Raw genomic sequence first — 22114 nt, 5'->3', positions numbered from 1 at the left:
AGAAGCTTTGAAATAGACAACTCTGAATCTTGAACTGTTGCTTTTTTATCTTTAGAATTTTCGGGATAAAAAATAAAAACCAACGCAACTAATATCAGGATATATAGAATCATCTGACCTGCTATTTTAAATATTTCTTTCAACATACTGCAATTTTATTAGTTTCATATAGTTTTAGATTTACTATAAAAACGAATATGAACCAATATTATTGCGTCTTGGTTGAAATTTTTCTTTTAATAGTCATGGCTTTTAATTCTTCTATCGTTCCATTAAAAATATTAAGATCTACGCTTTCTTCCACTCCTGGAACAGTGCCTACATCTGTGTGTTGCCAGAATCTCCACTTACCTTTATATTCTACAGAATCTACATAATAATGAGCTATCCAGTAAGGATATGAATTAAAAATGGAATCATTCAAATAGCTGGTCTTGAACTTATAAGATGTGTATAAAATAGGTTTCACACCATAATGAGCTTCTACAATGTCTAGCCAAAGTTTTATAGCTTTCACAAGACTTTCTTTACTCCTTATTCCTTTTTTTTCTACATCCAATACAGGTGGAAGATCTGCACTGTCAAGTTTTACAGTATTTATAAAGAACTGAGCCTGCTTTGCCGCAGGTGCTCCTGGATTAAAGAAATGATAAGCTCCGCGAATAAATCCATATTTACGAGCTGAATCAAAGTTTTTCTGAAAAGCATCATCTCCTAAATCGCCTCCTTCTGTAGCTTTAACAAACACAAACTGCAAAGGATAGTCTGGTGACTGATATTCAACAAGTTCTTCCCAGTTAATATTCCCCTGATAGTGAGATATATCAATTCCATGAACTTCAAAACCGGAAGGCATACATACACCATATTCTTTATCACCGGAACATGATTTCCATCTATATGAATATGGACGGATAAAAAACCAATAGAAAAGAGCTGAAAAAAATATAATAAGTAGAAAAGCAAGCACACGAACAACCCAACGAGGTAAGTACCACGATGCACCACTGTTTTTACGGCCATTTCTTTTTCGCGATGAAGCTGGTTTCTTTTTTACAGAGACTTTTTTTCGCGGTTTTCGTTGACCGTTAGCTGCTAGTATGGGAGCTTTGTTCATTAATTCAGTTGAAAATATCTAATTCATATAAAATATTTCACCACAAATCCCTCAGATAAAGCAAATATAAATATTTCTATATATAAGTTGATACAATCTGAGTAATTTGTGGTGAATTTAATAAAGCTAATATAAAATATTAGCAGTTATTTATTTACTTTGCTCCAGTTGCAACGTTTTTGTTGGTTGATCGCAAACTTCTGTTGGACCAAAATATTGAATAGGACCTGGATATACATAATCTGTATTAATAGCCCATTCATCGCGTTTTGCAGCAAATGCCTGGAATGGTTTTCCATCAAGTTTCACAAGTGCTTTCTGGATTACAGGCTTCATCTCACCATGACGTTTTTCCATATTCATCATCATAGTAATAGGCACACCTCCGGCAATCCATTGATCAGCAGGAGCTGTTGTATTACGAATAGAAGACATATAGCCTGTTTTACCATTAGCGATCAATGCTGAAGCAGCATAACCTAAAGAATAACAATAGTCAGCATCGTAATTTGAAGGAGCAGCACAACGACCTTCATATCCAAAGAAGTGAACTTGAGAAGCAAATTTACCTACAAATTTACCTTGTTCTTTCCACTCAGCAAGTTTATTGCCAACCATCTCAGCAAGTAATTTTTCAGTTTCGATCAATGAAACCTGAACATTTCCGTGAGGGTCACGATCTAATGTAAGCTGACGAGCAACTCCTTCTGGAAGACTTGCATATATTTCAGCATTAACCTTAGATAATTTAGAAATAATATAATCACGTTGGTGAGACTTCTTAATATGAGAGAACTCTTCTGCATTGCTTGCCAAGAAATCGTTCAATTCAGAAATCAAAGCTTTCATTGCTGGAATAAATTCAATCAGACCTTCAGGAATTAATACTGTACCAAAGTTTTTACCTTGAGCTGCACGTGCTGCTACAGAATTAGCAACATAAGTAACAACATCATCAAGTGACATGTTCTTTGCTTCTACTTCTTCAGAAACGATACAAACATTTGGTTGAACTTGCAAAGCACATTCCAAAGCAATATGAGAAGCAGAACGTCCCATTAGCTTAATAAAGTGCCAGTATTTACGTGCTGAGTTACAGTCTCTTTGAATATTACCAATAACTTCTGAGTAAACTTTACATGCTGTATCAAAACCAAATGAAGTTTCGATCATCTCATTTTTCAAGTCACCATCAATTGTTTTTGGACATCCGATTACTTGTACTCCGTATTTCTTTGCAGCATAATATTCTGCCAAAACACAAGCATTTGTATTTGAATCATCACCACCAATAATAACGATAGCTTTGATACCTAGTTCACGAATGATTTTCAGACCTTTTTCAAACTGATCTGTAGTTTCAAGTTTTGTACGACCAGAACCAATCATATCAAAACCACCAGTATTACGATATTCATCAATAATATCAGCAGTTAATTCCATATAATTGTGATCAACCAGTCCACCAGGACCTAAAATAAAGCCATAAAGTTTGCTATCTGGATTTAACTTCTTTACTCCGTCAAAAATACCAGAAATTACATTATGACCACCAGGAGCCTGACCGCCTGAAAGAATAACTCCTACATTTATTGCAGGATATTCTACTTTTTGGTCTGATTCAACAAATTTCACGATAGGCATCCCATAGGTATTTGGGAACAATTCTTTGATTGCATGCTGGTCAGCAACAGACTGTGTAGGTTCTCCCTCACTAGCCTTTACAGCTCCACGCAATGCTTTAGGCAACTTTGGTTGATAAGCTGCTCTGGCAATTTGTAATGCGCTTTTAGTCATTTTTTCTATATTTGTTTAAAGTGTGTTAGGCTTTTATTAATAAGCGTCGCAAATTTCGCTTTTTTTTCTGAATTATAAAAACTATTCCAGCTTAAAACTATATTTTTCAAAAATCAATATTACAATATAAAGTTCATGTAACAAATCTCATAATTTTAAACTACTGCAAAGATGAATAAATGTTGAATAGATTAAAACTACTACATTTAATAACAACTATTTATCAAAAGTTACTGTGCAAACATTAAAAATTTCATATTATTGATATACTTTTTCTACTATAATATTTTTTAATAGAAACAACTCAGAACTTCAGAAAAAGTCTTTATCTTTACCACAATTTACATATTAGTATTAACTTAAAATAGAAAGATTATGTCAAGCAGAAGAAACTTAAAAAAACAAGTAAACTATATTGCCGGTGAATTATTTACAGAGTGTATGATCAACAGCTTATTCGTTCCTGGAACAGATAAAGCAAAAGCTGACGAATTAATGGCTGATGTTCTTGAAATGCAGCAAGAATTCATTAGTCGTCTTAGCCATACTCAACCTGGACAAGTTAAGCAATTCTATAAAAAATACCATGAAGATTTGAACGCAAGCATTAAAGCTATAGTTGATAAAATTGGTGCGCTTAACTAAAAATACAAGGACAACAACGAAAGAATGAAGAAAGCAATTTGTAGTTTCATCTATCACAAATTATTGGGATGGAAATCAGTGGTTAATGTAGAAGATTTCGATAAACAAATTATTTGTGCTGCACCACACACTAGTAACTGGGATTTTATTATCGGCAAATTATTTTATGCATCTATTGGACGAGAAACAGGTTTTATGATGAAAAAAGAATGGTTTTTCTTTCCTTTGGGTAGCATTTTAAAAGGTATGGGAGGTATTCCTGTAGATCGCGGAAGAAAAAATTCTATGGTTGAACAAGTGGCAGATATAATAGAAAGCAGTCAAAAATTTAGTTTAGCTATCACTCCGGAAGCTACTCGATCAAGAAACCCAAATTGGAAAAAAGGTTTTTATTATATTGCACTTAAAGCGAATATTCCTATTGTATTAGTAGCGATTGACTATCCTACTAAAACAATTACAGCAGAAAAAGTGGTTATTCCTTCTGGAGATATTGAAAAAGATATGCGTGAGATAAAGCTATATTACAATCAATTTAAAGGAAAAAATCCAGAAAATTTTGCTACTGGTTTATAAAAAACATATTTAATGAAGACGGCTTTGCGTATTTCACTGGCACAAATAGACATAGCGTGGGAAAACATACAAGAGAATCTTCGCAGACTTGAAATAAAACTTCAGGCATTAAGCGGAAAGACTGATATTGTGGTTTTACCAGAAATGTTTTCAACCGGTTTTACTATGCAAAGCCATCTTTTTGCTGAAACAATTAATGGAAATACCATTTCCACTCTAAGGAAATGGGCCACAAAATATAATTTGGCTCTTGTAGGGAGTTATATTTGTTCAGAAAATGAAGCATATTACAATAGAGCTTTTTTTCTGGCTCCCAATAATGAAGAGCACTTCTATGACAAACGTCATCTTTTTAGGATGGGCAATGAACCCAAACATTTCTCAGCTGGAAACAAACGCTGTATTTTCAGCTGGCAGGGATGGAAAATAAACTTGTTAATCTGCTATGATTTGCGTTTTCCTGTATGGTCGAGAAATGTAATTAATGAATATGATCTTCTTATTTATGTAGCTAACTGGCCTGCGAGTCGTAGTCATGTTTGGGATACATTGTTATGCGCACGTGCCATTGAAAATCAAAGCTATGTATGTGGCGTAAATCGAATAGGTAATGATGCAATGGGAATTTCATATAATGGTGGATCTGCTCTTTATAACATGAGAGGAGAAAATCTTGTTAACTTCAATAAAAATGAAGAAGGGATTTGTACCGTCAACCTTGAGATAGACACCCTCCGTTCTTTTCGAACCAAGTTTCCTGTGTGGCGCGATTCAGATTTCTTTTCCTTATAAAAGTAGACTTTATATATTTATTTTTCTTGTTTGCTACTTTAATAATAAACTTTTTTATTAATTATATATTATTTCCAATAAAATATAGATTAAATAAGAAGAAATATATATCTTTGTGATTCTGATAAAAAAATCTAATCGTAATAATAAAAAGTATTATGAAGACTAATCTAAGTTCACAAATCACACTAAATCGGGTTTCAACAAAATACTACAAACCTGAAAATGCATTTGAACGTTCTGTTCTAACTCGTTTTGAAAAAATCCCTACCGATATTTATGAATCAGTAGATGAAGGTGCTCATCAAATAGCTACAGAAATAGCCTTTACCATCAGGGAAAAACAAAAGGCTGGACGTTTCTGCGTCATGGCTCTTCCTGGTGGAAATTCTCCACGCTCTGTATTCGATGAATTGGTTCGTATGCATCGCGAAGAAGCACTTAGTTTTCGCAATGTTATTGTATTTACTCTTTATGAATATTACCCATTAGCACCTGATGCTGTAAACAGCAATCTAAAGACACTGCAAACAATGTTTTTAGATTTGGTAGATATTAATAAACAAAATGTATTTAGCCCTGACGGTACAATTCCTAAAGATACAATTTTTGAACATTGTCGTTTGTACGAACAAAGAATTGAAAGCTTTGGAGGAATTGATATTTTATTACTAGGGATCGGTCGCGTAGGAAATATTGGTTTTAACGAACCTGGATCACAGGCAAATTCAAATACACGTCTGATTTTATTAGACAACACATCGCGCAACGATGCTGCCAAGTTATTTGGTGGAACAGAAAATGTACCTATCAGTTCTATTACAATGGGTATTTCAACCATACTTGCTGCAAAGAAAATATTCTTAATGGCATGGGGAGATGACAAGGCTCAAATGATAAAAGAAACAGTAGAAGGTAAAGTATCTGATACAATTCCAGCATCATACTTACAAATGCACAACAATACACGTGTTGCAATTGACCTTTCTGCTGCATCAAACCTTACTCGTATACAACGCCCTTGGCTGGTTACCTCTTGCGAATGGAATGATAAACTAATTCGTAGTGCAATTGTATGGCTTTGCATGTTGACAAAAAAGCCAATCCTTAAATTAACAAACAAGGATTATAACGAAAACGGTCTTAGCGAATTATTAGCACTTTTCGGTTCTGCATATAATGTTAATATAAAGATATTTAATGATTTACAGCACACTATTACCGGATGGCCAGGTGGAAAGCCAAATGCCGATGACACATACCGTCCGGAACGTGCAAAACCATATCCTAAACGCGTAATTGTATTTTCTCCTCACCCTGATGATGATGTTATTTCTATGGGAGGTACCGTAAGACGTCTTGTTGAACAAAAGCACGATGTACATGTTGCTTATCAAACATCTGGAAATATTGCAGTTGGTGATGAAGAAGTTGTTAGATTCATGCATTTCATTAACGGATTCAATCAGATCTTTGATGCCAATAGTGATATTATTGATAAGAAATACAAAGAGATAAGAACATTTATCAATAGCAAAAAAGAAGGAGACTTTGATAATGCAGATATGCTTCGTCTTAAAGGATTAATTCGTAGAGGTGAAGCTCGTACAGCTTGTACATACGCAGGTATCAAATCAGATCATGTTCATTTCCTTGATCTTCCTTTTTATGAAACAGGAAAGATTCAAAAATCTCCTATTTCCGAAAAAGATGTTGAAATAGTACGTGCTCTACTTCAGGAAGTAAAACCTCATCAGATTTTTGTGGCAGGTGACTTGGCAGACCCACACGGCACTCACCGTGTTTGTACTGATTCAGTTCTTGCTGCTATCGATTTGGAGAAAAGTGAAAAATGGATGAAAGAGTGCCGTATATGGATGTATCGCGGTGCATGGGCAGAATGGGAAATTGAACACATTGAAATGGCTGTTCCAATTTCTCCGGAAGAATTGAGATTGAAGAGAAATACTATTTTGAAACATCAGTCACAAATGGAAGGTGCGCCATTCCTTGGTAATGACGAACGTTTATTCTGGCAACGTTCTGAAGATCGTAACCGCGGAACTGCAGCATTATACGATAGTTTAGGATTAGCATCCTATGAAGCAATCGAAGCATTTGTAGAATATATACCTCTATAAATTCAATTAATAAATTAAAGAATCCACGGATTAACACAGATTAGCAATAAATTCTGTAACAATCCGTGGATTCTCTTTATTTAAAAATGTACTTTTGTGTATAAAATCACGAAAGATGAAGAAAAAGTACATTTTATTTCTCCTTTTAATCGTTTTCGCGGTAAAAGGCACAGCACAAGATATAGACAAAAACGTAGAAGAACGTTTAAAAAACTTTTTTGAGAATTACACTTGTTCTACTGCACAAATTGGAAAAACTAATTTAAGCAGCTTTAAGATTGACTATGATGCCAAGAAATTGGATATATATGCTTCGGAAAGTTTTGCTTATCAACCGTTTCTACCCGAAATAGTTGAAGGTATTTATCGCCATATTTCACAGATCCTTCCTGGCCCTGTATGCTATTTTAAAACTACAGTTTACAGTGATGGTAAACCTATCGAAGAACTGATTCCTAACATATACAGAAAAAGAAAGAAAGACAAATCGCGCTTATCGGGAGATATTGATTATAAAGGGACTCCCTGGGTAAATAACATCTCGCACCCTATTGATATTTCACGAGGACTACAAAGCAGACACATTGCGCTTTGGCAAAGTCACGGTAAATATTTCAAAAACGGAAACGGGAATGAGACTATTAACGGGGATGGAAATGGAGCTGGGAAAGGAAACGGCAGTAAAAATGGTACCGGAGATGGTAAATGGCTATGGCAACGTCCTCGATTATTTTGCACATCCGAAGATTTGTTTACTCAGTCAATAGTAATTCCATATCTAATACCCATGCTGGAAAATGCAGGGGCTAATGTTTTTACACCTCGTGAAAGGGATATACAGAAAAATGAGGTTATAGTTGACAATGATAATAAACAATCAGAATCATTATACATTGAAGTAAAGAATAGAAAGAGATACTGGAACACAAGTGATATTGCTGGATTTGCACAAAGAAAAAGCAGATATCAGGATGGAGAGAATCCATTTAAAGATGGAACTATTCGTTATATAAAAACTGAAAACAAAAAGAACAAAGCTTTTGCTGAATGGGTTCCTAATATTCCTGAAGAGGGAGAATATGCAGTTTATGTAACATACCAGACTTTACCGGAAAGTGTTTCGGACGCAAAATATACTGTAATCCATAAAGGTGGAGCAACTGAATTTACTGTAAACCAGAAGATAGGCGGAGGAACATGGGTTTATCTTGGAACCTTCTCCTTCGATAAAGGATCGAACGACTATGGGATGGTTATTTTGAGTAATGAAAGTAAAGAAAAAGGGGTTGTTTGCGCAGATGCTGTCCGCTTTGGAGGCGGTATGGGCAATATTTCTCGTGGAGGAACATTAAGCGGCGTACCTCGCTACCTCGAAGGAGCCCGATATTATGCACAGTGGTCAGGAATGCCTTATTCTGTTTACGGAGACGAAAAACGAATTAATGATTATGCTGATGATATAAACACCCGCTCACGGATGATTAATTACTTATCAGGTGGTTCAGTATATAATCCAAAAGAAAAAGGAGTTGGAATTCCTTTTGAAATGACAATGGCATTACACAGTGATGCAGGATATACTTCTAATGGCACAACCATTGGCTCTCTCGGAGTATACACAACAGATTTTAATGATAGCAAATTGCATTCGGGTATTTCTCGTTATGCATCAAGAGATCTGACTGATATAATGATTACTCAGCTAAAGTCGGACATAAATTCACAGTTCGACATTCAGTGGAACCGCAGAGGTATGTGGGATAAAAACTACAGCGAAACCAGACTTCCGGCTGTGCCTTCAGCAATACTTGAATTTCTATCCCATCAGAACTTTACTGATATGACATTCGGACACGATCCGAACTTTAAATTTGCAGTGGGACGCTCAATTTATAAATCAATTCTTCGGTTTGTAACTTCGCAACACGATGAAGAATGTGTAGTACAACCCCTACCCGTAAGTCATTTTGCTATAAAGTTCGGGAAAAAGAAGAATACAGTAAATCTTTCATGGAAACCGGTTGAAGATCCTCTCGAGTCATCAGCAAAACCGCATAGTTATATTGTTTATACCCGCATAGGTAATTTCGGATTCGATAATGGAGTAGTTGTAGAAGGAACATCATATACTGCTAAAATTGAGCCTGAATTGATCTATAGTTTTAAGGTAACCGCAGTAAATAAAGGAGGTGAAAGTTTTCCTTCCGAAATTCTTTCTGCCTACAAAGCAAAAAAAGAAAAAGAAAGAGTTCTTATTATCAATGGATTCGATAGAATAAGCGGTCCGGCTATAGTGAACAATCCCGATTCTGCAGGGTTCGACCTTAGAAAAGATCCGGGTGTATCTTACAAATACAACATTTCATACTGTGGATATCAAACTGGGTTTGACCGTAAGAATGCGGGTAAAGAAACTCAGGGAGGATTAGGATACAGCGGTAGCGAGCTGGAAGGATTAAAAATTGCGGGAAACACATTCGACTATGCTTTTATACATGGAAAAGCCATACAGGCTACTCCTGGATTTTCGTTTGTTTCATGCAGTAACGAAGCGGTAGAAAGTGGTCAGATAAAGCTAAACGACTATAAGATTGTTGATTATATTCTAGGATTACAAAAAGAAGATTCTACTACTATTAAGTTAATCAACAAAAGGTATAAGACTTTCACTCCTAAAATGAAAGAGCTTATTACCCGATACTGCCATAAAGGAGGTAATGTTATGGTGAGCGGTTCCTACGTTGGTAGCGATATGAGCTCAAACGAAGACAGAGGTTTTACAGAAGACGTACTTAAATACAGCTTCGAAAGCAGCGTGCAAAAGAGAGCATCAGGAAGTATCTTTGGACTGGGACGTACATTTACAATACCAAGAGAAATGAATGAAATAATTTACTCGGTTCCATCACCCGATTGTATTGTTCCTGTATCAACTGCTTTTCCGGTATTTAAATATGTAGATGAAAACAGAAGTGCAGGTACTGCTTATAAAGGTGATTATCGGACGTTTATCATGGGATTTCCTTTTGAAACAATAGATACAGATACTCATCGGGCAGAAATCATGTCTGGAATACTTCAGTTTTTAAATGGAAGATAGGTGGAATCTCATTATAATTTATATCTTTGTGAGTAGTATAAACCTAAAAACTAAAATACCATGTACACAATACAAGCAAACACGTCAGGTACCAGAACGATGGAAATTTCTGAGGAAAACCTGCAAACTATTCGTAAATTTATGCTTTTCCAGCACTTAATAAGCAGCACTGGTGTAGTAGAAGAACAAGATCTTGAAAAATTAAAAATGAATATTCGTTCATTGATAGCTTCTCAGGAAGATGACTGCAAAGATTTACTGGATTTGTGTATAGATATTATCTATCACAATAACATGAAAGCATTCGGACTTCAACAATTAATCAATCTTTATAAAGAATGGGATGCTAAATATCCTGCTGAAATTATAGAAGAAACTGTAGAAGAGTAATAATTACGTCTACTTCATTACACATTCATATTCCAGTCATTTAACCTGAATATACAATTATTTTAAGGTAAAATCCGTATCTTTGCTGCCATGAAAGAGTACAGATTAACAGATTGGCTGCCTACCACAAAGAAAGAAGTGGAGCTACGTGGATGGAATGAAGTAGACGTAATCCTTTTTTCCGGGGATGCTTATATAGATCATCCTTCATTCGGTGCGGCAGTTATCGGACGTATTCTTGAAGCAGAAGGACTTAAAGTAGCAATTATTCCTCAACCAAACTGGCGTGATGATCTCAGGGATTTTAAAAAGCTGGGACGCCCTCGTCTATTCTTTGGTATAGCTCCTGGATGCATGGACTCGATGGTGAATCATTACACTGCCAACCGCCGACTTAGGTCGGATGATGCTTATACTCCGGATGGCCGTGCTGATATGCGCCCCGACTATCCAACTATTGTCTATACTCAAATTCTAAAAAAATTATATCCTGATGTACCTGTAGTATTGGGAGGAATTGAAGCTTCCATGCGCCGACTTACTCATTATGATTACTGGCAGGATAAACTACATAAAAGTATCTTAATAGACTCTGGTGCCGATATTTTGATATATGGAATGGGTGAAAAACCTATTACTGAGCTTTGTCGGCAAATGCAGAAAGATATCCCGTTTCATAAAATAACAGAGATTCCACAAACGGTATACATTACATCAAAAGGTGATATCCTCAAAGGAGAAAAAGAAAACGATATTTTCCTCCATTCTCACGAAGAGTGTCTGAAAGATAAAAAGAAACAAGCGGAAAACTTTCGTCATATTGAAGAAGAAAGCAATAAGATGGAAGCATCACGCATACTGCAATCTGTTGATGATAAAGTGGTAGTTGTTAATCCACCCTACCCTCCTATGACGGAGGCAGAGCTGGACCGATCTTTTGATTTACCATATACCCGCCTTCCTCATCCTAAATATAAAGGGAAAAGAATTCCGGCTTTTGATATGATTAAATTTTCCGTTAATATCCATCGGGGATGTTTTGGCGGATGTGCTTTCTGTACCATTTCTGCTCATCAGGGAAAGTTTATAGTTTCACGTAGCAAAGACTCTATTTTAAAGGAAGTAAAACAGATTGTAGATCAGCCGGATTTCAAGGGATATCTTAGTGATCTTGGCGGGCCGTCAGCTAATATGTATCGCATGGGTGGAAAGGATATAAAGATTTGCAGAAAGTGCAAACGTCCTTCCTGCATTCATCCCAAAGTGTGTCCTAACTTAAATACGAATCATCGTCCGCTGCTTGATATTTATCATTCGGTAGATGCAATTAAAGGAATAAAAAAATCATTTATTGGTAGCGGAGTTCGTTATGACTTGTTACAGTACGATAGCAAGGATCCGGAAATAAACCGTTCTACTGTTGAGTATACCCGGGAACTAATTGCCAAACATGTTAGCGGACGCCTCAAGGTGGCTCCGGAACATACTTCTGATAAAGTGCTCAACTTTATGCGAAAGCCTTCTTTTTCACAGTTTCAGCAGTTCAAAAGAACCTTTGATAAACTGAACAAGGAACTAAACATGAAACAGCAGCTGATTCCATATTTCATATCATCGCACCCAGGATGCAAGGAAGAGGATATGGCTGAACTGGCTGTTATTACCAAGAACCTGGATTTTCATCTAGAGCAGGTGCAGGACTTTACTCCTACTCCGATGACTGTTTCTACCGAAGCTTATTATACCGGATATCATCCGTACACTTTAGAACCTATTTTCACAGCCCATAATCCGAAAGAAAAATTAGCTCAACGTCAGTTCTTCTTCTGGTATCAGCGCGAATATAAAAATCAGATTATTAATGAACTGAGAAAATTAGGACGAAAAGATTTAATAGACAAGTTATACGGAAAATAATGGATGGTTGTGTTTTAACAGCCATTCGCCAATAAATTAAATTCATTGGCGGAGGACTGAAATTCATTGGCGAAAGAATAAAAATGATTGGTGAATAACCGTTCAACTTTTACGGTTTCGTTTAAAGATATAAAAGAAGGTATGTTACAGCTCCGCAAGTATCTGTGCAACCCACTTTAGCTTCGTTTATAAGTATTGGAAGAGTGCTTTTACTTCGCATTATTATAACATTCTGCGAAAAAATAAATTTCATCCATAACTCCCTCACCTTTTCTTATAACATTATCAATTTTAATATATTAACTGGTGACTGTAGCATTTTCAACCATCACCAATCACTCAGTTTTAGTGTCATCTCTCACAATTTCAGCAATAAAATCGGTGATTCGCAGTGTATATTTCTAAAAACAGACAGGGGAAATAATGAATATTTCCCCTGTCTGTTTTCTATTTTTAAGCTTTACATAACATACATCTCGCTAAGAATACCGGCAGCTGTTTCTACATCATCGATGTTCTTTATAATCATACTTCTGCGATTATGCTGCTCGCGCAACTGACAATTACGGGAATATTTCTGCAAGTAAGTAATCACCTTATCGAAAGCCTCCGATTGATAGTATGGCGAATCGGGGTTGTTGACAAAGAAAAGCGTCATTTTTCCGGCTTTCAGGAATACTTTTTCTACTCCCAGCTTCTTTGCAAAACGGCGAAGACGAACAATACGCATCAGTTCAAGCCCTTCTTTTGGAATTTTGCCAAAACGATCTTCCAGGCGATGTTGGAAATCCAGCACTTCCTGATCTGTTTCCATACTGTCAAGCTCACGGTATAGCAACATTCTTTCGCTGCTACTAGGAATATATTCGTCAGGGAAAAGCAATTCCAAATCACTTTCTACCGTACATTCCTGCACAAAGCCTTCACCACTAATCTTCTCTTCTCCAACAGCAAGCTCCTCAGCATAAAGTTCTGCAAACTCATCCGTCTTTAACTCATGCACAGCCTCATTCAGAATCTTTTGATAGGTTTCATATCCTAAATCGGCAATGAAACCGCTTTGCTCAGCACCCAGCATATTTCCGGCACCACGAATATCAAGATCCTGCATGGCAATATGAATACCACTACCAAGATCACTAAAGTTTTCAATAGCCTGCAGACGGCGCTTTGCTTCTGTAGTCAGACTACTAAGCGGTGGCGCCAGCAAGTAACAGAATGCCTTTTTGTTTCCTCGTCCCACACGACCACGCAACTGGTGAAGATCACTCAATCCGAAGTTCTGAGCATTATTAATGATAATGGTGTTTACATTAGGGATATCAATACCACTTTCAATAATTGAAGTTGCAATCAATATATCATAGTCGTAATTAATAAAATCAAGGATTATCTTTTCCAGTTTTTCAGGTTCCATCTGTCCATGTCCCACACAGATGCGGGCATCCGGAACCAAGCGATGAATCAAACCTTCCAGTTCATATATGTTCTGAATACGGTTATTCACGAGGAATACCTGACCATTTCGGCTCATTTCGAAATTAATTGCCTCACCAATGATATCTTCATTGAAAGTATGAACTTCTGTCTGTATCGGGTATCGGTTAGGCGGAGGAGTACTGATAACCGAAAGATCGCGGGCACCCATCAAAGAGAACTGCAAAGTTCGGGGAATAGGTGTTGCCGTCATAGTCAGCGTATCCACATTTACCTTTAATTCTCGAAGTTTCTCCTTTACAGACACTCCAAACTTTTGTTCTTCGTCAACAATGAGTAATCCAAGATCCTTAAACTTCACCTGCTTACCGATAATTTTGTGCGTACCAATCAGTACACCAATCTTCCCTTCTTTCAGGTCGTTAAGTATATTTTTCACTTCATTCGGTTTACGGGCACGACTCAGATAGTCTACCTTGCAAGGGAAATCCTTTAACCGTTCACTGAATGTTTTGTAATGTTGTAAAGCCAAAACAGTAGTCGGCACCAAAACCGCTACTTGCTTATTATCCGTAGCAGCTTTAAAGGCAGCACGAACAGCAATTTCAGTTTTTCCAAAACCAACGTCCCCGCAAACCAAACGATCCATTGGCATTTCACGCTCCATATCCGACTTCACATCTTGTGTAGTTTTCAGCTGATCGGGTGTATCTTCATAAATGAATGATGCTTCAAGTTCGTGTTGCAGGAATGAATCGGGGCTAAAACTGAAGCCTTTTTCTTCTTTCCGTTGCGAATAAAGTTTAATCAGATCACGAGCTATATCCTTTATTTTTGTTTTAGTTCTATCCTTTAGCTTTTCCCATGCACCGGTTCCCAGTTTGTTTAAGCGAGGAGGTTCTCCTTCCTTACCTTTATATTTAGAAACCTTATGCAAAGAATGGATACTGACAAAGACCACATCTTCATTCTGATAAACCAATTTGATTACTTCTTGAGAGGTGTTTCCATTTGGAATCCTTATTAATCCGGCAAATTTACCTACACCGTGGTCAGTATGTACCACATAATCGCCAACCTGGAACTGGTTTAACTCTTTCAAAGTAAGAGCCACTTTACCACTTCTGGCATTATCACTCTTTAAGTTATACTTATGGAAACGGTCGAAAATCTGATGATCGGTAAAGAAACAGCAGCGCAACGTATTATCAACAAATCCCTCATGAATAGTTTTATCAACTGCTATAAAAGGAATATGATCGTTCCGGTCATCAAAAATAGCCTTGATACGATCCGTTTGCTTTGCACTGTCCGACAATATATAAATCTGATAGTTTTGCTCAAGATAACTCTTTAGCGAACCACTTACCAAATCAAAGTTCTTATGAAAAATAGGCTGAGCGGAGAAATCAAAATCCACCTTTGCCTCAGGAGTTCCGGTTGGTTTATTACCAAACTCAATACGGTGAAAATCCAAAGCACGGACAGTAAATTCAGAACCATCAATCAGCTTTTGCTCCAGATTCACATATTCTTGTCCATCTTGCTCCTGTGCAATCATAGCCTGTGGAGAAAGAGCCTCATCGTGTACAGCCTGAATTCGTTCGCGTAACCACAAAAAATCTTTGGTTCCAAGAATTGTCTCCTCCGGAATAAAGTCCAGGAAAGAAACTTCCTCACCTACCCCTTTTGTAAGTTCGGGCACAATCGAAATACTAGTCTTCTTTTCTTTGGATAGCTGAGTATCAACTTCAAAACTTCTGATACTTTCCACTTCATCTCCAAAGAAGTCTATACGATATGGATATTCTGATGAAAAAGAAAACACATCAATAATACTTCCACGCACAGCATATTGCCCGGGCTCGTAAACATAATCCACACGTTCAAAACCGTAATTATACAGAACTTCCGTAATGAATCCAGTATCAACTTGTTCGCCAACCTGCAGTTTCAATGTCTTATCGGTGAGTTCATTACGCGAAACAACTTTTTCGGCCAACGCATCCGGATAAGTAACAACACACAAAGGTTCTTCCGTTTTTTGCAAACGGCTTAGTACTTCTGTACGTAGAATCTCATTGGCAGCATCCTTTTGTCCGTACTTTATTGCTCTACGATAAGACGAAGGAAAGAATAAAATTTTATCTGACCCGTTTATCTGAGTAAGATCATGATAAAAATATCCCGCTTCCTCGAGGTCACCTAAAATAAAAACAAACGACTTTTTGCTACTTTTAAGAAGAGTGGAAAAAATAAGAGCTGCAGAAGAGGCACAAAGCCCCCCCAGAAAAATCTTCGTTACCGAGGATTCTTCAAGCAGCTTTGCCGTAGCCCCAATCCCGGGATGCTTGGCATATAAGCTTTGCAATTCTGATATATTCATAAAAACAATCTGTTTTTTCACCTCAGAATATGAATAAACTTGCAATTTCATCCTTATCGAAACTGTTATATAGATATAATAACAAACAAAAAACAAGGAATAAAAGCCAACTGTGGTGAAAAGATTTTAATCTTCCCTGCAAAATTACTAAAAAAATATGGTTCTCTTTTGCAGGTACAATAAATTAACTACTTTTGTCTTACTAAATATACAACAAAAATATGCAAGCCTCCGACAGTATCGTTATTATTCCAACCTATAATGAAAAGGAAAACATTGAAAATATAATCCGTGCAGTTTTCGGATTAGATAAAATATTTCACATACTAATCATTGAAGATGGTTCACCGGACGGCACAGCTTCTATCGTGAAACGACTACAACTTGAGTTCCCAGAACGTTTGTTTATGATTGAGCGTAAAGGGAAACTAGGACTTGGTACAGCATACATCACAGGTTTTAAATGGGCTATAGAAAATAAATATGATTTTATTTTTGAAATGGATGCCGATTTTTCTCACAGTCCTAACGATTTACCTCGTCTTTATCATGCATGTACAGTTTTGGGAGGAGATGTAGCCATCGGTTCACGCTATGTAAGTGGTGTAAACGTGGTGAACTGGCCAATGGGACGTGTTCTTATGTCATACTTTGCATCAAAATATGTTCGTTTTATCACAGGTATTCCGGTTGCAGATACCACTGCCGGATTTAAATGCTACCGCCGTGAAGTACTGGAAACTATAGAACTGGATAAAATAAAGTTCAAGGGATATGCATTCCAGATCGAGATGAAATTCATGGCTTACAAGTCTGGCTTCAACATATTGGAAGTTCCTGTTATTTTCATTAACCGTGAATTGGGTTCCTCAAAAATGAACAGTGGAATATTCGGAGAAGCAGTAATGGGAGTTCTTCAATTAAAATTTGATAGTTTCTTCCGTAAATACCCTCAAAAGAAATGAAACGTACACTTATCAAAGACGCCACGATTATAAACGAAGGGCGCAGTTTTACAGGCTCCGTTATAATTGAAGATGACAAAATAGCCAAAGTTATAGAAGGAGCTGTAACAACCGAAGACGCGTATACCGAAATAATTGATGCAAAAGGTAAATATCTTATCCCTGGAGTTATCGATGACCATGTGCATTTCCGCGAACCGGGACAGACTCAAAAGGCAGATATTACAAGCGAAAGCCGGGCTGCTGCTGCAGGAGGCGTTACTTCTTTTATGGATATGCCGAATACGATGCCTCAAACTACGGACCTTGATGCATTAAATGCTAAGTTTCAGCTGGGAGCCGAAAAGAGTTTAATTAACTACTCTTTTTACTTCGGCGCTACAAATACAAATTCCGATTTGCTTTCTCAGTTAGATCCTCACCGTGTGTGCGGAGTTAAACTGTTTATGGGCTCGAGTACAGGAAACATGCTGGTTGACCGCAAGGAAAGTCTGATGAAAGTTTTTGGTGGAACCGATTTGCTGATTGCTGCTCACTGCGAAGATCCTGTAATTATTGCACAGAACACTCGCCTTGCCAAAGAAAAATACGGTGATGATCCTGATATTATTTATCATCCGATGATAAGAAGTGAAGAAGCATGTTATGCATCTTCAGCATTGGCAGTTGAATTGGCTGAAAAGGCAGGTGCCAGACTACATGTTCTTCATATTTCTACAGCCAAAGAACTTGATCTATTTAAAAATGTACCGCTCAAGGAGAAGAAAATTACAGCAGAAGCCTGCGTTTCCCATCTTATTTTCGACGATACATGCTACAAAGATTTAGGTACACGTATTAAATGCAATCCTGCAATTAAAACGATGATTGACAGAGCCATATTATTGAATGCCATCACAGAAAACCGTATTGATGTGGTTGCAACAGACCATGCACCGCATTTGCTGAGTGATAAAGAAGGTGGTGCTTTACGTGCAACTTCGGGTATGCCTATGATTCAATTCTCATTGGTCTCTATGTTCGAACTTGCCGAGCCTCAGGTTTTCACAAAGGAACAGATTGTGCAAAAAATGTGTCATGCTCCGGCAGAGCTTTTCCAGATACATAATCGTGGATATATACGCGAAGGCTACCAGGCCGACCTGGTAATTGTAAACCCTAATGCAGAATGGAAACTTACTAATGATAAGATTCTCAGCAAATGTGGCTGGAGCCCATTGGAAGGTTTAAAGTTCAATCACAAAGTAGAACGTACTTTCGTTAATGGACATACTGTATACTCTGACGGACAAATAGATGATTCATATCGCGGACAGGAACTTAGATTCAGATAAACTATGGTAACTTCATATAAAATTCATGAGCTTGTAGAGTATATTGACTGGCTTTACTTTTTCCACGCTTGGAGATTGGGAGCACAGTTTGGTCAAATATCGGATATTCACGGATGCGATGCTTGCCGTGCACAATGGCTTGCCAGCTTTCCGGAGGAAGATCGTACAAAAGCGGCCGAAGCAATGCAACTTTTCAAGGAAGCAAACAGAATGCTTAACGAACTGGATAAAGATTATGAAGTTAAAGTAATGTTTGAGCTGTTTGATTCTAATTCAGACGGAGATAATCTTATCGTAGGAGACGTTGTGATTCCGTTGCTTCGTCAGCAGGTACGTAAAAAAGACAATGAGCCTTATTTATGTTTAAGTGATTATGTTCGTCCGTTTTCATCGGGAATAAAAGACACAGTGGGCGTATTTGCTTCGAGTGTTGATCCAGAAATGGAGAAAACATACGAAGACGATCCATATAAACATATATTGGTTCAGACATTGACCGACCGCCTTGCAGAAGCTGCTGTAGAAAAAATGCACGAGTACGTACGAAAAGTAGCCTGGGGATATGCCAAAGATGAGAATCTGACCATAAAAGATATGCTGAAAGTGAAGTATCAAGGCATTCGTCCGGCTGTGGGATATCCATCTATCCCCGATCAATCTATCAACTTTCTACTGAATGATTTGATTGATATGAGTAAGATAGGAATTAAACTCACAGAAAACGGAGCAATGTATCCGCATGCTTCTGTAAGCGGAATAATGATCTCGCATCCGGCATCAAGTTATTTTTCTATCGGAAAAATAGGAGAAGATCAGTTGAAAGATTATGCCCGCAGAAGAAACATGGAAGTATCTGTTATGAGAAAGTTTCTGGCAGCAAACTTATAATCGACCTTATAAGTTGAAACTCTGTTTTTTAAAGTAATATATAACCAATAATAATATAAAATTAATTGAATAGTTCATTTAAAGACCTACACCTTTATGGCAGAAAGTGTAGACTAAAAGAATAAAAGGTCTAGACCTTATTTATATATACCCTACTGCTTTGAAAAAACAATTAGTTAAAAAAAGTATTAGGTTCCCTGAAATTTTGTGATTTTTCCCTGTTACTCACGACTAATTAAGTGATTTAGCAAATGGACGAGACAAGAATAAACAAGGAATTAGAGCAGGAGTTTACGGCATGCATAAAAGAATATGAGCGTGTCATATACAAAGTCTGCTATTTATACACCACTAAGTCGGTAACGCTTAATGATTTATATCAGGAAGCAGTACTGAACATCTGGCGAGCTTTCCCGAAGTTTCGGCGCGAATGCAAAATATCTACATGGATATATCGCATTACGTTGAATACTTGTATCACATTCATTCGCAAAGAAAAAAATATACCAGAGATAGTTTCACTGACACAAGAAGCGGAATGGTTAACAGAGGAGGAAGACAGTTTCCGGGAAATGCTGGTGGAATTATATAGGCTCATAAATTGTTTGGGACAACTCGACAAATCTATTATTCTTCTCTATCTGGAGAATAAAGACTATGCAGAAATTGCAGAAATTACCGGATTAACGGTTACTAATGTTGCAACCAAGCTGAGCAGAATAAAAGATAAATTAAGAAAAATGCCTCACAACTAAATATTGAACAATGGAACTTGATGAATTGAAAAAGTCGTGGGATATACTGGATAACCGACTAAAAAAGAAAGAAATATTAGATGAGCAAACATTAAGCAAACTAATCAACGAACGAACAAAGCAAACGCATAGCTCGATGAAGAAAATGCTAATGTACTCAAAAGCGACTCTGATAGTAGGCTTTCTTGCAATTATTGGTTTAAGTTATTATTTACTGACAGCAGATCATAACAATAAAGAATACTGTTTATGGATTTTTATATGGGGAATGCTTTGCTTTGGTATGATATGGGATAGCTTAGGATATATGTATCTAAAAAGTATTGATATAGAAAAAATGCCACTAGTAACCATTGTAAAAAAGGTTACTGCCTATCACCGGAATTTTATCATTGAATGTTTTGTGGCAGCTCTCTTTTTCTTATCAGCTTTTTTAATGCAGGCATTCTGCCTTAATCTGCTTGCGCTGAATCTAGTTACCATATTAGTATTTCTCGGAGTATGGATTATTGGTTGCATTGCAGCTATTTGGGTTATAAAAAAATTATTTTACGATAAATTGAAAGATATTAAACGGAATCTTGCTGAGTTGAGAGAACTAGAACAAGATTAATTACATTACTTTACTAACAACTCTCAAAAAAAGTCTTTCCTGCTTACAAGCAGGAAAGACTTTTAAAAGCCCACAAAGAATATGATGCAGAAAGTCTTTTTATTCCTGTTATTGGTGCTTATCCTACCAGATATATTTATCTATAAGGTTTATATATCTAATTTTCAAACCAATGCTCTTATTAAGTATCTTTATTTTCTGCCTTCACTATTATTATTGGCAGGTATAATCTATCTGTTTCTCTTTGCTAATCACGACTTTATAATTGAACGAAACCGACTTGTAAGCTGGTTTATTATGTCATATTTTCTTTTTACCGTGCCCAAGCTTTCATTTATGCTTATCTCAATATTTGATCTTCCTTTGGGCTTTATCTTTAAACGTTCTTTTTCTACATTTACATACGCCGGAATTACTTCGGCTGTAATTTGGGTAGCAATACTTATTTATGGCTCATTTTGGGGCAAAACAAAATTCGAAATTAAGCCATTAACATACCAGTCATCGTTACTTCCTAAAGGATTCGATGGATACAAAATAGTGCAACTGTCGGATATTCATATCGGAAGCTGGGTAGGAAATGGAAAAGCACTGCAGGAAGCTGTAGAATTGGTAAATGCACAGCAACCTGATTTAATTGTGTTTACCGGAGATTTAATAAACAACAAAGCCAGCGAACTTAATAATTATGAAGATATTCTAAGCAAATTAAAAGCAAAAGACGGAGTATTTTCTATTCTTGGCAATCACGATTACGGGCCATACTATCGTTGGAATAATCCTAAAGAACAAGCTGATAATCTTATTTCTCTTAAACAAAAAGAAGCTAAGATGGGATGGGTTTTACTTAATAATGAGCACCGTATTCTTCATCACAAAGGTGACAGTATAGCCTTGGTTGGCGTAGAAAACTGGGGAGCACCTCCTTTTACTGGTAAGGGCGATTTAAAGAAAGCGCTTATCGGTGCAGAAGAAATTCCATTCAAATTATTACTCAGCCACAATCCCTCTCACTGGAAAAAGAAAGTATTACCGGAAAGCGATGTTGCTTTAATGCTTTCCGGACATACTCATGGTATGCAATTTGCACTCGGGAATCATTCTTTAGCCTCACTTTTTAGTTCACAATGGAGAGGTTTATATACACAAGGCAACAGATCTCTGTATGTAAACGTGGGATTAGGATTCCTTGGAATACCTTTCCGTTTTGGTGCATGGCCCGAAATATCTGTAATTACTCTAAAAAGTAAGTAACAAGTTC

The 22114-nt window shown here is 36.8% G+C and carries 16 protein-coding genes; 13 read left to right on the top strand and 3 right to left on the bottom strand.

From position 1 onward, the window contains the following. Positions 1 to 208 precede the first annotated feature (208 nt). Both BUC21_RS10205 and BUC21_RS10200 read right to left on the bottom strand, forming a co-directional pair. Positions 209 to 1117, bottom strand: coding sequence for a glycoside hydrolase family 25 protein (locus BUC21_RS10205; protein WP_073401890.1), 909 nt, complete (start codon positions 1115 to 1117; stop codon positions 209 to 211). 150 nt (positions 1118 to 1267) lie between these two features. Continuing rightward, the gene (locus tag BUC21_RS10200; RefSeq protein WP_073401887.1) at positions 1268 to 2914 is read right to left on the bottom strand and encodes a diphosphate--fructose-6-phosphate 1-phosphotransferase; all 1647 of its coding nucleotides are present in this window, start codon (positions 2912 to 2914) and stop codon (positions 1268 to 1270) included. A gap of 375 nt (positions 2915 to 3289) precedes the next feature. Between BUC21_RS10200 and BUC21_RS10195 the strand changes: the two genes are divergently transcribed. The 7 genes from BUC21_RS10195 (at position 3290) to BUC21_RS10165 (ending at position 12475) form a co-directional block, all read left to right on the top strand. Beyond that, on the top strand, positions 3290 to 3559 hold the full coding sequence (locus tag BUC21_RS10195; protein WP_073401885.1) for a hypothetical protein: 270 nt from the start codon (positions 3290 to 3292) through the stop codon (positions 3557 to 3559). 24 nt (positions 3560 to 3583) lie between these two features. Next, on the top strand, positions 3584 to 4135 hold the full coding sequence (locus tag BUC21_RS10190) for a 1-acyl-sn-glycerol-3-phosphate acyltransferase (RefSeq protein WP_073401883.1): 552 nt from the start codon (positions 3584 to 3586) through the stop codon (positions 4133 to 4135). A gap of 12 nt (positions 4136 to 4147) precedes the next feature. Next, positions 4148 to 4927, top strand: a complete 780-nt coding sequence (locus BUC21_RS10185) for an amidohydrolase (protein WP_073401881.1) — start codon at positions 4148 to 4150, stop codon at positions 4925 to 4927. Positions 4928 to 5085: 158 nt separating this feature from the next. Beyond that, on the top strand, positions 5086 to 7068 hold the full coding sequence (locus BUC21_RS10180; RefSeq protein ID WP_073401879.1) for a glucosamine-6-phosphate deaminase: 1983 nt from the start codon (positions 5086 to 5088) through the stop codon (positions 7066 to 7068). Positions 7069 to 7183: 115 nt separating this feature from the next. Next, positions 7184 to 10168, top strand: a complete 2985-nt coding sequence (locus tag BUC21_RS10175) for a golvesin C-terminal-like domain-containing protein (RefSeq protein ID WP_073401877.1) — start codon at positions 7184 to 7186, stop codon at positions 10166 to 10168. 60 nt (positions 10169 to 10228) lie between these two features. Continuing rightward, positions 10229 to 10558, top strand: a complete 330-nt coding sequence (locus BUC21_RS10170) for a hypothetical protein (RefSeq protein WP_073401875.1) — start codon at positions 10229 to 10231, stop codon at positions 10556 to 10558. 90 nt (positions 10559 to 10648) lie between these two features. Then, the gene (locus tag BUC21_RS10165) at positions 10649 to 12475 is read left to right on the top strand and encodes a YgiQ family radical SAM protein (protein ID WP_073401873.1); all 1827 of its coding nucleotides are present in this window, start codon (positions 10649 to 10651) and stop codon (positions 12473 to 12475) included. Positions 12476 to 12935: 460 nt separating this feature from the next. On the opposite strand, the gene mfd is transcribed toward BUC21_RS10165, so the two are convergent. Next, complete coding sequence (mfd, locus tag BUC21_RS10160) at positions 12936 to 16298, bottom strand: transcription-repair coupling factor (RefSeq protein ID WP_073402116.1); 3363 nt, start codon at positions 16296 to 16298, stop codon at positions 12936 to 12938. A gap of 221 nt (positions 16299 to 16519) precedes the next feature. Here mfd and BUC21_RS10155 point away from each other — a divergent pair, with 221 nt between their 5' ends. The 6 genes from BUC21_RS10155 to BUC21_RS10130 all read left to right on the top strand — a co-directional run bounded on the left by BUC21_RS10155 (position 16520) and on the right by BUC21_RS10130 (position 22107). Beyond that, positions 16520 to 17263: a polyprenol monophosphomannose synthase gene (locus BUC21_RS10155; RefSeq protein ID WP_073401871.1), complete on the top strand. Its 744-nt coding sequence runs from the start codon at positions 16520 to 16522 to the stop codon at positions 17261 to 17263. Continuing rightward, complete coding sequence (locus tag BUC21_RS10150; protein ID WP_073401869.1) at positions 17260 to 18597, top strand: dihydroorotase; 1338 nt, start codon at positions 17260 to 17262, stop codon at positions 18595 to 18597. The genes BUC21_RS10155 and BUC21_RS10150 overlap by 4 nt, the downstream gene beginning before the upstream one ends. A 3-nt stretch (positions 18598 to 18600) precedes the next feature. Beyond that, positions 18601 to 19485, top strand: a complete 885-nt coding sequence (locus BUC21_RS10145; RefSeq protein WP_073401867.1) for a vitamin B12 dependent-methionine synthase activation domain-containing protein — start codon at positions 18601 to 18603, stop codon at positions 19483 to 19485. Between the two features lie 251 nt (positions 19486 to 19736). After that, complete coding sequence (locus tag BUC21_RS10140) at positions 19737 to 20240, top strand: RNA polymerase sigma factor (protein WP_073401865.1); 504 nt, start codon at positions 19737 to 19739, stop codon at positions 20238 to 20240. A 10-nt stretch (positions 20241 to 20250) separates the two neighbouring features. Further along, positions 20251 to 20853, top strand: a complete 603-nt coding sequence (locus BUC21_RS10135) for a hypothetical protein (protein WP_073401863.1) — start codon at positions 20251 to 20253, stop codon at positions 20851 to 20853. Between the two features lie 81 nt (positions 20854 to 20934). After that, positions 20935 to 22107 carry a metallophosphoesterase gene (locus tag BUC21_RS10130; RefSeq protein WP_073401861.1) on the top strand — a complete coding sequence of 391 codons (1173 nt, stop codon included), beginning with the start codon at positions 20935 to 20937 and terminating at the stop codon, positions 22105 to 22107. Positions 22108 to 22114: the final 7 nt, after the last annotated feature.

This window comes from Bacteroides luti, assembly GCF_900128905.1.
In the GTDB taxonomy this organism is placed as follows: domain Bacteria; phylum Bacteroidota; class Bacteroidia; order Bacteroidales; family Bacteroidaceae; genus Bacteroides; species Bacteroides luti.
Note: the sequence above shows the minus strand (reverse complement) of the source record. Positions and strands in the feature narration are given on the sequence as shown.